Below are 13425 nucleotides of genomic sequence, written 5' to 3'. Positions count from 1 at the left end.
GCATGACCGACACCCGCACCGCCGGTGAGATCACCGGACTGTCCGCCGCCGACCTGGCCGGCAAGATCGCCGCCCGCGAGCTGTCATCCGTCGAGGTCACCCGCGCGCACCTGGACCGCATCGCGGAGATCGACGGTGAATTGGGCGCATTCCTGCACGTGGGCGCCGAGCAGGCCCTGCAGGCCGCCGAGTCGGCCGACGCGGCGATCGCCGCCGGGCAGGCCCCGTCGGCGCTGGCCGGCGTGCCGCTGGCGCTCAAGGACGTCTTCACCACCGTCGACGCCCCCACCACCTGCGGATCCAAGATGCTCGAAGGCTGGGTCTCGCCGTACGACGCGACCGTCACCGCCAAGCTCCGCGCGGCGGGCATCCCGATCCTGGGCAAGACCAACATGGACGAGTTCGCGATGGGCTCGTCGACGGAGAACTCCGCCTACCAGGTCACCCGCAACCCGTGGGACACCACGCGCATCCCGGGCGGCTCGGGCGGCGGCAGCGCCGCGGCGCTGGCCTCCTTCCAGGCGCCGCTGGCGATCGGCACCGACACCGGCGGCTCCATCCGGCAGCCGGCCTCGGTCACCGCGACCGTCGGCGTGAAGCCGACCTACGGCACCGTCTCCCGGTACGGCCTCGTCGCCTGCGCTTCCTCGCTCGACCAGGGCGGTCCCTGCGGTCGCACGGTCCTGGACACCGCGCTGCTGCACGAGGTGATCGCCGGACACGACCCCCGCGACTCCACCTCCATCGACGTCGCTGTGCCCGACGTGGTCGGCGCCGCCCGCGCCGGAGCGACCGGCGACCTGTCCGGGGTGCGCATCGGCGTCGTCAAGCAGCTGCAGGGCGAGGGATACCAGGCCGGTGTCCTCGAGTCCTTCCAGGCGGCGTGCCGTCAGCTCACCGACCTCGGCGCGACCATCGTCGAAGTGGACTGCCCGCACTTCTCGTACGCGCTGGGCGCCTACTACCTGATCCTGCCGTCGGAGGTGTCGAGCAATCTGGCCCGTTTCGACGCCATGCGGTACGGGCTGCGCGTCGGCGACGACGGCACCCACAGCGCCGACGAGGTCATGGCGCTGACCCGCGAGGCCGGATTCGGCCCGGAGGTCAAGCGCCGCATCATGATCGGCACCTACGCGTTGAGCTCGGGCGCCTACGACGCCTTCTACGGGCAGGCGCAGAAGGTCCGCACGCTGATCGCGCGCGACTTCGCCGAGGCCTACCGGAACGTGGACGTGCTGATCTCGCCGACCACCCCGACCACCCCGTTCAAGCTGGGGGAGAAGGTCGACGACCCGTTGTCGATGTACCTGTTCGACCTGTGCACGCTCCCGGTGAACCTCGCAGGCACCGCGGCGATGTCGGTGCCGTCGGGCCTCTCGGGCGACGACGGTCTGCCGGTGGGACTGCAGATCATGGCTCCCGCCCTCGCCGACGACCGGCTGTACCGGATCGGTGCGGCCTACGAGGCCGCGCGCGGCCCGATCGGCTGACACCCGGCGGGCAGGCGGGCCGCCGCCGACCCCTGCTCGAGGCCGTACCGGTGGCCGTGTCCGACCGGTACGGCCAGCGAGCCGATCAGGTCGAGTGCGGTGGCGACCATCGAGGCGACGGGCAGCCACGGGTGAAACCGGGCGGCCTCGTCGGAGGCCGGCGGCCGCCACAGCAGGGCGGGGGAGAAGACGGTCACCGGGTCGTCGTGGTTCGCCAGCACCACCCGGCGTTCGCACGATCGCACCTCGGGCACCGTGCCCGCGGGCACTCCCGCCAGGATCGTTCCCGTCAGGATCGTTCCCGTCGGTATCGTTCCCGTCTGCGCTGAACCGGTGCGCTGCGCCCACCGGCGGGCCGCGTCGGCGCCGACCGCCCCGAGACTCTGCCCGGCCAGGTAGACGCGGGGCCGCCGGCTGCTCGGGAGCGGCGCGAGGCGACGCTCGAGGGCGGCCAGCAGCGCGATCGCACTGTCGCTGGCACGGTCGGGCGCCGAGACGAGGGCCCGCCACGACGGCACGTCGTCGTACTGCAGGGCCAGCACCCGGACCGACCCCGCGAACTGTCGGACGAAACCGTCGACCGTGGCCGTGTCGACCCAGCCCGAGCCGGTCGGGACGGCCACCACCACCGCCCTGGCCGACAGGCCGCCGTCGTCGGCCCAGCGGTCGACGAGTCGTTCGGCCCGACGGGTGAAGTCGCCGCCGTCGCGGAGGCTGCTGTAGAGCATCTCGGCCCGGGCGGGGACATCGGGGCCGTCGGCCCGCGCCGACGCCGACCACACGAGAGAGCCCGCCGCGAGGGTGCCCGCCAGCGTCGCAGCGGCCCAGACGCGCGGCGGAACGGCGACGACCGCGACGGCGGCCGCGACCGGAACGATCGTGACTGCCAGGGCCCACCACCACCCGATCGGCGCGGCGCCGACTGCCGCCCGCACCACCGATTCGTGCCGGATCGAGAACCCGACCGCGACCGCGACGACCGCCGCGATCACCCCCGCATGCAGGCCGGAGACCGGCGCGGGCTGTCGCCCAGCGGGCGCCGAGAACCGGTCGTGGACCGCTCCGACCGCGGCGCCGAGACCCATCCCGATCAGGGTCGCGACGACGGCGGCGCCGGTTGCGAGCAGCGCCGACCGCGGCAACATCCCCGGCGCCGCGACGAGCAGTCGGCCCAGCGCGGCGCCGACCGCGACCGCGGGCCGCACCCGAAGCGGGGTCATCGCAGGCCCGCCGTCTCAAGCGTGCGCGTCAGGTAGCTGACCGCGATCTGAGCCCCCGACTCGCGCACCGGCGGGCCGGAGCGCTGGCGCCAGGTGTTCAGGGCCAGTCCCGCGCGGGCGGTCTCGGCCAGCGCGTGGCAGGCCGGGTCGGTGCACCGGTCGTGCAGATCGGCGACGAGCCGGCGATCGAGTGCGGCACGCGCCCACGCCGACGCCGGCCGACCCGTCGCCTCGGCGTACCGCAGCAGGTCGTATCCCAGGTCGTGCGCGCGGCAGGGGTCGGTGAACGCCTCGGGCATCGGGACGGGTGAGGAGCAGTCGCCGGACGGATTCAGCGGACGGCCGTCGACGACGACCGGCGTGTACCCGAGCCGCCGGGCGAAGTCGGCGGGCAGGAACGCGAGTGCGTCGGCGGGCGGATCGCCCGCGAGGGCGGCGATGGTCTGCTCGGCGGCGGTCGCGGGACGGTCGGGTACCGCGGCCGCGTCGGTCGTCGCCAGCGCCGAGGCGATCGGCGTGAGGGCCAGGACGGCGAAGGACAGCGTCGCGCCGATCAGGATGCGACCCATCCACTGCTGGAAATGCTTGGGACGGTGGGTTTTCGAGGCGGTTCGGGGGTCTGCGGTGGTCATGCTCGTCACGCTATGAAGCGCGGGCACGGCGGCGGATCGCCCGCAGCGACGGTTTCGACACCGACCCCCGGTGGGTATGCGCGGGCGCAGTCCCACCCCTGCGGGCGAGGCGGGATCTCACCCGCGAGAGGGAGGCGTGCGCCGGCGGCCGCGGCCTATCGTCGAGGGGTGAAGTCGCCCCGCGTATCCGGTCTGACCGACCGTCTGTCGATCGACGGTGTCAGTGATCCCGCGCTGCACCGCTACCTGTCGCTGCGGCGCAACTGGCTGGCCGCCCTGATCGCCGTCACGATGGTGGCCGTCTGCTGGCCGGTGCTCGGCGACACCTCGCGCCTGCCGGCCTTCCTCCTGCCGGTGGTGGCGATCCTCGGCTGCGGCGGACTGGCGCTGATCTTCGCCGGTCCCGACGCGGTCCGGGCGGGTTGGGCGGTCACCGTCATCGTCGCGGCGGGCGCCTCCCTGGTCCCGAACGAGGGACCGTGGCCGATGCCGATCCCGCTGTTCCTGTCCCTGCTGGCGATGACCGTGGCCGCCCTGATGACCCAGCCGCTCGACCGACTGCCGATCGTCGCCGTCGCGACGGCCGGTGCCTTCGTGGTGGGAATGCCCGCCGGGGTGGTCGTCGGCTGGACCTTCGCGCTCGTCGTCGTGGCCCTGGGCATCGCCTTCTTCCGGTACCGGGTCCGCTCGCAGCGCGAGATCGCCGAACAGGTCGAGGAGACCGAGGTGCTGCGGGCGCGCGAAGCGGTGCTCGCCGAACGCGCGCGGATCGCCCGCGACCTGCACGACATCGTCGCCCACCGCATGTCGATGGTGGTGGTGATGGCGCAGACGGCGCCCTACCGCTTGGCCGCGGGGGAGCCGCCCGAGACGCTGGGGCCGGGGGCGACCGCCGAGCTGACCGGCATCGCCGACGCCGCGCGCGAATCGCTCGACGAGGTGCGCGCGCTGCTCGGCGTCCTGCGCCCGCACAGCGACGACGCGGTGGAACTGGCGCCGGTTCCGGGAATCGGCGAGGTCGCGGGCCTGCTCGACGAGGTCCGCGCGATCGGGGTGAGCATCGACTTCGACGACGAGTCCGACCACGCGAGCATCGGCCCGACCGTGGGCGCTGCGGTGTACCGGATCGTTCAGGAGTCGGTCACCAACGCCACCCGGCACGCGCCCGGAGCCCCCGTCGACGTGCGACTGACCCCCGAAGCCGATCCCGACGGCCCGAATCCCGACGGTCCGGCCCCCGACGGCGGTGCTGCCGCCGGCCGACCCCCACGCCTGCGGGTGACGATCGTCAACGGGCCGTCGACGGGCGCCGCGGAGGCCTCGCGCAGCGGCGGCCACGGCATCCTCGGGATGACCGAGCGCGCCCTGGCGGTCGGCGGATCACTCACCGCGGCACCGACTCCCGCGGGCGGTTTCGCGGTGCAGGCGCGGTTGCCGTTGAGTGCCGGTCAAGCGTGACCGATCGTCGCATCGATGCGAGGGTCGCAGGCCCGCGCCGCCGGTCGCCGCGCCGCCGCGCGGGTCGACGAAGTCTCCCGCGGCACCACCCCGACGACGGATCGACGCTAGTCTCGAACCCGTGCCCATTACCGTGCTGATCGCCGACGATCAGGCGATGGTCCGCGCAGGCTTCGCCGCGCTTCTCGGTGCCGCCGAAGGGATCTCGGTCCTCGGCGACGCCGCCGACGGCGTCGCCGCCGTCGAACAGACGACGCGACTGCGCCCCGACGTGGTGTTGATGGACGTCCGGATGCCGCGCCGCGACGGACTGTGGGCGGCGCAGCAGATCATCGCGAGCGGACTGCCGACGAAGGTCCTCATGCTGACCACCTTCGACATCGACGACTACGTCTACTCGGCGCTGCAACTCGGCGCGTCCGGATTCCTGCTCAAGGATGCGCCCGCCGACGAACTGGTGCGGGCCGTGCGCGTCGTCGCCGGCGGCGACGCCCTCCTGGCGCCGTCGGTCACCAAGCGACTCATCGAGCAGGTGACCTCGCGCGCAGTGCGCCGAAGCACCGGCGCAGCGGCGACGCTGACCCCGCGCGAGACGGAGGTGCTCCTGACCGTCGCCGACGGCAAGTCGAACGCCGAGATCGCCCAGGAGCTGTTCGTCTCCGAACAGACCGTGAAGACCCATGTCAGCAACATGCTCACCAAACTCGGTCTGCGCGATCGTGCGCAGGCCGTCGTCTTCGCCTATGAGAACGGGCTGAAGTAGAACGCGGGCCGGCCCCGACGTGCTGTCATGAAGACAGGGGAGATGAGCAGAGGAGAGGATCGACGCCGATGGCCCGCTTCGGGATTCTGACGTCCGGAGGCGACTGCCCCGGACTCAATGCGGTGATCCGCGGTGCGGTGCTGCAGGGCACGACCGTCCACGGCCAGGACTTCGTCGGCTTCAAGGACGGCTTCCGGGGACTGGTGCACGCCGACGCGATCGAACTGGATCGGTCGGTGGTGCGCGGCATCTCGCAGCAGGGCGGCACCATCCTCGGCACCAGTCGGTACGGCCCGTACACCGAGCCCGACGGTGGACCGGAGAACATCACGAGGTCGCTGGAGCGCCTCGAGGTGGAGGCGGTCATCGCGATCGGCGGCGACGGCACGATGGCGGCCGCGAACCGCTTGTACGGCGACGGGATCCCGGTGGTGGGGGTGCCCAAGACCATCGACAACGATCTGCAGGCCACCGACTACACGTTCGGATTCAACACCGCGGTCGAGATCGCGACCGAGGCCGCCGACCGGCTCCGCACCACCGGCAACTCGCACAAGCGCTGCATGGTGCTGGAGGTGATGGGCAGGCACGCGGGTTGGATCGCCATGTACGCCGGCGTCGCCGCAGGCGCCCACGCGATCCTGATTCCCGAGCAGACCGAGTCGCTCGATCAGATCTGCGAGTGGGTGACGAGCGTGCGCGACCGCGGTCGCGCACCGATGGTCGTCGTCGCCGAGGGCTTCACCCTGCCGGACATGGCGCAGGCCCACTCGCACAAGGGGATGGACGGCTTCAACAGACCCCGGCTCGGCGGGATCGGCGAGATCCTGGCACCGCTGATCGAGGAGCACACCGGCATCGAGACCCGGTCGACGATGCTCGGCTACATCCAGCGCGGCGGCGTCCCCAGCGCCTGGGACCGGGTCCTCGGCACGCGATTCGGGCAGGCGGTCAGCGACGTCGTCGCCGACCGCGCCTGGGGTCAGATGGTGGCTCTGCGCGGCACCGACATCGTGCGCGTCCCGTTCGAGCAGGCCGTCGGCCACACGAAGACCGTTCCGCTCGACTACTACCGCGGCGCGCGAGCGGTCTTCGGCTGACGGCGCCGACGGCATCCGCGGGGTCGCCCGACAACCGCGGGTGCCCACGCGGATGCGGCGGTCCGGACCGGGTCGATCAGCCCTTCGGGATGATCGCCCACAGCAGCAGGTACAGCAGCACCTGCGGGCCGGGCAGGACGATCGACGCGACGAAGGCCACGCGGATCCAGGTGGAGTCGACGCCGAAGTACTCGGCGATTCCGCCCGCGACGCCGCCGATCATCTTGTCGGTGGTCGAGCGGGTCAGCCGCTTCGGCGCGGCGGCGGGGGCCGGTGCGGCGAAGTCGTCGCCTGCTGCTCCGGGAAAGCTCGGATCGGTCATCGTCTCGTCCTCCAGATCGTGGTCGGCGGGGGTGCGCCCGGGCGGCCCGTCCGTCGAGTTCCGCCCGTTGAGTCCACCGTAGGAGCCGACGGCGTCACGGGGTATCGGGAAGCACCCTGAGGAATGCCCCCAGATACGATGGAGCGCATGAGCGCGGCTACCGACGACCTGATGGAATACGACGACGTCCTGGCGACGTACGACCCGGTGATGGGGATGGAGGTGCACGTCGAGCTCGGCACCGCGACCAAGATGTTCTGCGGATGCCCCACCACGTTCGGCGCCGAGCCGAACACCCAGGTGTGCCCGGCGTGCCTGGGCCTGCCCGGCGCGCTTCCCGTCGCGAACGCTAAGGCCGTCGAATCGGCCGTGCGGATCGGGCTGGCCCTCAACTGCTCGATCCGCGAGTCGAGCGTCTTCGCCCGGAAGAACTACTTCTACCCGGATCAGCCGAAGAACTACCAGATCAGCCAGTACGACGAGCCGACCTCCTATGACGGCTACCTCGACGTGGTCCTCGCCGACGGCACTCCGTGGCGCATCGAGATCGAACGCGCGCACATGGAGGAGGACACCGGCAAGTCGCTGCACATCGGCGGTGCCACCGGCCGCATCCACGGTGCCAGCCACTCGCTGCTCGACTACAACCGCGCCGGCGTACCGCTGGTGGAGATCGTCACCCGGCCGATCGAGGGGGCGGGCGAGCGCGCACCCGAGGTCGCCCGCGCCTACGTGACCGCGCTGCGCGATCTGCTCAAGTCCCTCGACGTCTCCGACGTCCGCATGGACCAGGGGTCGATGCGCTGCGACGTGAACCTGTCGCTGATGCCCAAGGGCGCCGCGGAGTTCGGCACCCGCACGGAGACCAAGAACGTCAACTCCCTCAAGTCGGTGGAGGCCGCGGTCCGCTTCGAGATGCAGCGGCAGGGCGCTTTGCTGAGCGCGGGCGGCGAGGTGATCCAGGAGACCCGGCACTTCCATGAGGCGGACGGCACCACCTCGGCCGGGCGCCGCAAGGAGACCGCCGAGGACTACCGCTACTTCCCCGAGCCCGATCTGCCGCCGGTGATCGCCGACCCCGCGTGGGTCGAGAGCCTGCGCGACACGCTGCCCGAACTTCCGTGGATCCGCCGGGCCCGCATCCAGGAGGAGTGGGGCGTGTCCGACGAGGTGATGCGCGATCTGGTGAACGTGGGCGCCGTCGACCTCATCATCGCCACCGCCGAAGCCGGCGCCTCCGCCGACGCCGCGCGCAGCTGGTGGGTCTCGTTCCTGGCACAGCAGGCCAACACCCGCGAGACCGAACTCGCGGACCTGCCGATCTCCCCGAAGCAGGTCGCCGACGTCATCGGCATGGTCGAAGAGGGCAAGCTCACCAACAAGCTCGCTCAGCAGGTGGTCGTCGCCGTGCTCGACGGGGAGGGCGAACCGGCGCAGGTGGTCGCCGACCGCGGCCTCGAAGTGGTGCGCGACGACTCCGCGCTGCAGAAGGCCGTCGACGACGCGCTCGCCGCCAACCCGGACATCGCCGAGAAGATCCGCGGCGGCAAGGTGGCCGCCGCGGGCAAGATCGTCGGCGACGTGATGAAGGCGACCCGCGGCCAGGCCGATCCGGCACGAGTCAAGGAACTCGTGCTCGCCGCCTGCGAGTAGCGCGTGCGTCGTCACCTGGCCACGCTGACCGCGGTGCTCGTCATTCTGGTCGGCGCCGGTCTGCTCGTCGGAGGTGCGGTGGGGCTCAGCTCACCGGAGGTCACCTGCGGTGGACGGGTCCTCGCCCCCGGCCAGCCGTGCGAGTTCAATCGCGCCGGACGCCCGAAGTCGCGCACTTACGACGAACAGCGGTCGACCGATCGGATCGCGCGCGTGGTGATGGTGGTGAGCGGTGTCGCCGCGCTCGGCGGCGGCATCGCGTTCATCGTGGTTCGTCGAGCCCGCCGTCGCACCGACTGAACCCCGCTGCCCTGGGACCCGCCGCCCTGGGACCCGCCTAGGTCAGGTCCTCGCCCGCCTTCGGCATGAAGATCGCGACGCGGTCGTCGAAGCTCTTCACCGAGGCGCCGGGGGTGGCCTTGTTGACGGTGGCGATCTGTGTCGCCGCACCGGCCAGCGAGGTCATCCGGCCCACGGCGCCGTAGGTCTTCGAAGTGTCCTGCGGGCTCGGCTGCCCGATCGACGGGCTGCCCGCCGCCGGCCGCATGAACGTGTCGATGCGGCGAGCCTTGGCCACCGACACGGCGATCCAGCCCTTGCCGACCGCACAGCCGCTGACGCCGGGACGGTCGGCCCACGTCCACATCGTCTGCAAGCCCTTGGGACCGACCAGCGACAGTCGGTCGCCGGCTCCGCCGCTGTCGGCGACGTACAGCTGCCCGTCGGCGTCGGTCGACGGGCACAGGGCGACGTCGGAGCCCAGACCCGAGGCGCGCACGTCGGGCTTCGGGTCGGGCAGGTTGGGGTCGATCGAGAAGATCTTGCCCGCCAGCGACGACGGGTTCTGCGCCGCGCCCGGATCCCCGGCGTCGCCGGTGGCGACGAGCAGTTCGGTCGGCGAGACGAACGAGATCGACCCCATGTTGCCGGTCGCGCCCTTCGGGATGCCGGTCAGGATGGGCTTCACCGACCCGGTCGGCGCGATCCGCACGATGCGGTTGTCCGAGCCGGTGGTGATCAGCGCGAATATCATCTGATCCTCGGAGTAGCTGGGCGACATCTCGAAGTCGACCAGTCCGCCGTCGCCGGAACCGTCGACGTCGACCGTCGCGACCGTCCGCTGCGGACCGTAGCGCTTCGACAGGACGATCTTGCCGGTGGTGCGTTCGGCGACGTAGGTGCTGCGGCCCTGCGAGTCCGCCGGCCGGACCCCGCCGGTCGATGCCAGGCAGGTCGCGATCACCGACGGATCGGGATCCACGCACGGGCCCGTGGGCGGCGGACCGCCACCGTCGTCGGCCGTCGGGGGCGGCGGCAGCGCGGGGGCCCGCTGGATCGTCGGTGCGGGCGTGAACGAACCCTGGTCGGCGGCCTGATCGGCTTCGTGGAAGTCGGCGCACGAGGTGATCATCGTCATGGCGGCGATCACGGAGGTCGCGGCGACCACGGTGCGTCGGGCGGCCCGGAGATGCGGCGGCATCCCTCCACTCTAACGATCGTTATCAAATCGTCGGGTGCCGCTCAGCCTGCGCTGCGGACACCCGACCTAGAGTCGGTGATGTGAGTAGTGCCGATGACAGGTTTGCCGGCGACGCCGAGACGTCGACCGCCGCCAGCCCGTACGACGAGCCGACCCGGGCCATTGACCGGCCCCGGGTTCGACGCCCCCAGCCCGACAACGACGCCTTCTTCGACAGGCATGCCCGCGGCAGACGTGCGGCCCCGGCGGCCGATGCGGTCTCGGAGCCTGCGGTCTCGGAACCGGCAGCCTCGGAGCCCCCAGTCTCGGAGCCCCCAGTCTCGGAGCCCGCAGCCTCGGAATCCCCAGCCTCGGAGCCCGCAGCCTCGGAATCCCCAGCCCCGGAACCCGCAGTCGCGGAGCCCGGAGGCGAGGACACCGCTGCCGACGCCCGCACCGCGGTGATCGTCAACTCCGTCGCCGACGCCCCGGCGCCCGCGGCCCAGCAGGGGCCGGTCCGGAAGAGCTCGTCGGACGAGCCGGTGCACACCGAACCCTTCGCCGACGTCGACGAAGCGCCGATCGACGACGACGCCGACGGACGCAGGCGGTACGCCGAGCAGCTGACCGAGCCGCCGCTGCCGTACATCGAGCCGCAGCCGACCGTGCCGCTGGTCGTCGACGAGTACGAGGCCGAGCCGCTGCCCGAGCCGGTCGCCGCCGACGAGCCGGTCGCCACGCAGGCGCCGAAGGTGCGTCGCGGCACCCTCGATCTCGGGCTGCTGATCCTGCGGCTGGTGGTCGGCGCGACCTTCACCGTGCACGGTCTGCAGAAGCTGACCGGCTGGTTCAACGGTCCCGGCCCCGACGGTTTCGCCGACTACCTCGCCAATCATCCGAACCCGAGCATCGGGTTCCGCGGCGACGTCACCACGATCCTGTCGCTGGTCGCCGGGGTGAGTGAGACCGCGGGCGGAATCCTGCTGATCCTGGGGCTGCTGACGCCGATCGCCGGCGCCGCGGTGCTCGGCACCATCGCCATCGCCACCACCTACAAGGTCACCCTGGCCGGGGGACTGTGGTTCTTCGCCGCCGACGGCGGCGGAAACGGGATCGAGCTCGAGGTGCTTCTCGCAGCGGCCGCCGCCGCCCTGATCCTGACCGGTCCCGGAACCTATTCGGTCGACCGTCGTTGGGGATGGTCGCGCCGACCGGCGTGGGGTTCGGCCGCGTGCGTCGTCGTCGCGATCGGTGCCGCCGTCGCGATCTGGATCCTGTTCAACGGCACCGATCCGCTCACCTCGCCCGGGAACCCGGCCGGCTGAGTCGCTGGAACACATACGACAGGCGCCGAGTCCCGCGGGGGGACTCGGCGCCTGTCGCATGTCGCAGCCGGTGCGGCGGCACGTGGCGTCAGTCGATGATGCGGACCGCACCCAGGTCGGCCGAGGAGGCCAGCTTGGCGTAGGCGCGCAGAGCCTTCGACACCACGCGGTCGCGGTTGCGCGGCGCCCACGGGTGCTCGGAGGCCTCCATCTTGGCGCGGCGCTCGGCGAGCGTCTCGTCGTCGACCAGCAGCTTCAGCGCCCGCTCCTTGACGTCGATGTAGATCTCGTCGCCGTTCTCGATCAGACCGATGGCGCCGCCGGCGGCCGCCTCGGGCGCGATGTGGCCGATCGACAGTCCGGACGAGCCGCCGGAGAACCGGCCGTCGGTGATGAGCGCGCACTTCTTGCCCATCCCGGTGCCCTTCATGAACGCCGTCGGATGCAGCATCTCCTGCATGCCCGGGCCGCCTGCGGGGCCCTCGTAGCGCACGACGAGGACCTCGCCTGCCTGCAGTTCCTTGGACAGGATCGCGTGGACGGCGTCTTCCTGGCTCTCCACCACGCGGGCCGGACCCTGGAAGTGCCACAGCTCTTCGTCGATGCCCGCGGTCTTGAGCACCGAGCCGTTGGGCGCGATGTTGCCCTTGAGGACGCACAGGCCGCCCTCGTCGGTGTAACGGTGCTCGAAGTCGCGGATGCAGCCGCCCGCGGCGTCGGTGTCGAGGGAGCTCCACCGGTTGCTCGTCGAGAAGGGCTCGGTGGTCCGGACGCCGCCGGGGGCGGCGTGGAACAGTTCGACGGCCTCGTCGGAGGCGGTGCCCGACCGGATGTCCCATTCGTCCAGGAAGGCCGCGAGGGTCGGGGAGTGGACGGTGGCGGCGGTGTCGTCGATCAGTCCGGCGCGACGCAGTTCGCCGAGGATGGCGGGGATGCCGCCGGCGCGGTGCACGTCCTCCATGTGGTAGTCGGAGTTGGGGGAGACCTTCGACAGGCACGGGACGTTGCGGCTGATCTCGTCGATCACCGCGAGGTCGAAGTCGGCGACCTCGCCCTCCTGTGCGGCGGCCAGGATGTGCAGCACCGTGTTCGTGGAGCCGCCCATCGCCACGTCGAGGGCCATCGCGTTGCGGAAGGCGGTGGCGGTGGCGATGCTGCGGGGCAGGACCGAGGCGTCGTCGTCGCGGTACCAGCGGGTCGCGGCCTCCACGACGGTGGCGCCGGCCTTCGTGAACAGGGCGCGGCGCGCCTCGTGCGTGGCGAGGGTGGAGCCGTTGCCGGGCAGCGCCAGCCCCAGGGCCTCGGTGAGGCAGTTCATCGAGTTCGCGGTGAACATGCCCGAGCAGGAACCGCAGGTCGGGCAGGCGCTCAGCTCCACCTCGTTCAGGCCGGCGTCGTCGACGGCGTCGTTGGCCGACGCCGAGATCGCGGTGATGAGGTCGGTCGGCGCCTGCGCCACCCCGTCGACGACCACGGCCTTGCCCGCTTCCATCGGGCCGCCGGAGACGAAGACGGTCGGGATGTTCAGCCGCATGGCGGCGTTGAGCATGCCGGGGGTGATCTTGTCGCAGTTCGAGATGCACACCAGCGCGTCGGCGGTGTGCGCGTTCACCATGTACTCGACGGAGTCGGCGATGATCTCGCGGCTGGGCAGCGAGTACAGCATGCCGCCGTGTCCCATCGCGATGCCGTCGTCGACGGCGATCGTGTTGAACTCCTTGGCCACACCGCCTGCGGCGCGCACGGCGTCGGCGACGATCTCGCCGACGTCCTTGAGGTGCACGTGACCGGGCACGAACTGGGTGTACGAGTTCGCGATGGCGACGATCGGCTTGCCGAAGTCGTCATCTGTCATACCGGTCGCACGCCACAGGGCGCGTGCTCCGGATGCTTCTCGACCGACGGTGGTGGTGGCAGACCGCAGGACAGGCATGGAGCTCCTCGCTGGAAAATCGCTGGATGGATCCCGGTCGGGCTGATGACCGGGGCTGTCCACCCACTTT

At 71.6% G+C, this 13425-nt stretch carries 12 protein-coding genes; 7 read left to right on the top strand and 5 right to left on the bottom strand.

Annotation, left to right across the window (positions count from 1 at the left end; translation table 11 throughout):
• The first annotated feature begins 2 nt into the window (after positions 1-2).
• On the top strand, positions 3-1490 hold the full coding sequence (gatA, locus tag AAFO60_RS09465; RefSeq protein WP_347955936.1) for an Asp-tRNA(Asn)/Glu-tRNA(Gln) amidotransferase subunit GatA: 1488 nt from the start codon (positions 3-5) through the stop codon (positions 1488-1490).
• Here the strand turns inward: gatA and AAFO60_RS09460 are convergent.
• Both AAFO60_RS09460 and AAFO60_RS09455 read right to left on the bottom strand, forming a co-directional pair.
• On the bottom strand, positions 1460-2710 hold the full coding sequence (locus AAFO60_RS09460) for an alpha/beta-hydrolase family protein (RefSeq protein ID WP_347955935.1): 1251 nt from the start codon (positions 2708-2710) through the stop codon (positions 1460-1462). The genes gatA and AAFO60_RS09460 overlap by 31 nt on opposite strands.
• Complete coding sequence (locus AAFO60_RS09455; protein ID WP_347955934.1) at positions 2707-3342, bottom strand: hypothetical protein; 636 nt, start codon at positions 3340-3342, stop codon at positions 2707-2709. Before AAFO60_RS09455 ends, AAFO60_RS09460 begins: the two co-directional genes overlap by 4 nt.
• A 168-nt stretch (positions 3343-3510) precedes the next feature.
• On the opposite strand from AAFO60_RS09455, the gene AAFO60_RS09450 reads away from it, so the two are divergent.
• The 3 genes from AAFO60_RS09450 (at position 3511) to AAFO60_RS09440 (ending at position 6663) form a co-directional block, all read left to right on the top strand.
• Positions 3511-4800, top strand: a complete 1290-nt coding sequence (locus tag AAFO60_RS09450) for a sensor histidine kinase (RefSeq protein ID WP_347955933.1) — start codon at positions 3511-3513, stop codon at positions 4798-4800.
• Between the two features lie 121 nt (positions 4801-4921).
• A complete protein-coding gene (locus tag AAFO60_RS09445) occupies positions 4922-5563 on the top strand; it encodes a response regulator transcription factor (protein ID WP_347955932.1) in 642 nt (213 codons plus the stop codon).
• Positions 5564-5631: 68 nt separating this feature from the next.
• On the top strand, positions 5632-6663 hold the full coding sequence (locus tag AAFO60_RS09440; protein WP_347955931.1) for an ATP-dependent 6-phosphofructokinase: 1032 nt from the start codon (positions 5632-5634) through the stop codon (positions 6661-6663).
• Between the two features lie 76 nt (positions 6664-6739).
• On the opposite strand, the gene AAFO60_RS09435 is transcribed toward AAFO60_RS09440, so the two are convergent.
• Positions 6740-6985 (bottom strand): PspC domain-containing protein, encoded by a 246-nt coding sequence (locus AAFO60_RS09435; protein WP_347955930.1) that lies wholly within the window; start codon positions 6983-6985, stop codon positions 6740-6742.
• 147 nt (positions 6986-7132) lie between these two features.
• On the opposite strand from AAFO60_RS09435, the gene gatB reads away from it, so the two are divergent.
• Together gatB and AAFO60_RS09425 are read left to right on the top strand one after the other, a co-directional pair.
• Positions 7133-8638 (top strand): Asp-tRNA(Asn)/Glu-tRNA(Gln) amidotransferase subunit GatB, encoded by a 1506-nt coding sequence (gene gatB / locus AAFO60_RS09430; protein ID WP_347955929.1) that lies wholly within the window; start codon positions 7133-7135, stop codon positions 8636-8638.
• Positions 8639-8641: 3 nt separating this feature from the next.
• Entirely contained in the window at positions 8642-8938 is a 297-nt protein-coding gene (locus tag AAFO60_RS09425) for a hypothetical protein (protein WP_347955928.1), read from the top strand.
• Positions 8939-8975: 37 nt separating this feature from the next.
• On the opposite strand, the gene AAFO60_RS09420 is transcribed toward AAFO60_RS09425, so the two are convergent.
• Complete coding sequence (locus tag AAFO60_RS09420; RefSeq protein WP_347955927.1) at positions 8976-10118, bottom strand: PQQ-dependent sugar dehydrogenase; 1143 nt, start codon at positions 10116-10118, stop codon at positions 8976-8978.
• Between the two features lie 440 nt (positions 10119-10558).
• Between AAFO60_RS09420 and AAFO60_RS09415 the strand changes: the two genes are divergently transcribed.
• A complete protein-coding gene (locus AAFO60_RS09415) occupies positions 10559-11422 on the top strand; it encodes a DoxX family protein (RefSeq protein ID WP_347955926.1) in 864 nt (287 codons plus the stop codon).
• Positions 11423-11510: 88 nt separating this feature from the next.
• Here the strand turns inward: AAFO60_RS09415 and ilvD are convergent, their stop codons facing one another.
• Complete coding sequence (ilvD, locus tag AAFO60_RS09410) at positions 11511-13355, bottom strand: dihydroxy-acid dehydratase (RefSeq protein WP_347955925.1); 1845 nt, start codon at positions 13353-13355, stop codon at positions 11511-11513.
• Positions 13356-13425: the final 70 nt, after the last annotated feature.

Origin of the sequence: Gordonia aichiensis (assembly GCF_039946255.1) — a bacterium.
In the GTDB taxonomy this organism is placed as follows: Bacteria; Actinomycetota; Actinomycetes; order Mycobacteriales; family Mycobacteriaceae; genus Gordonia; species Gordonia aichiensis_A.
This window is presented reverse-complemented; position numbering and strand designations above follow the sequence as displayed.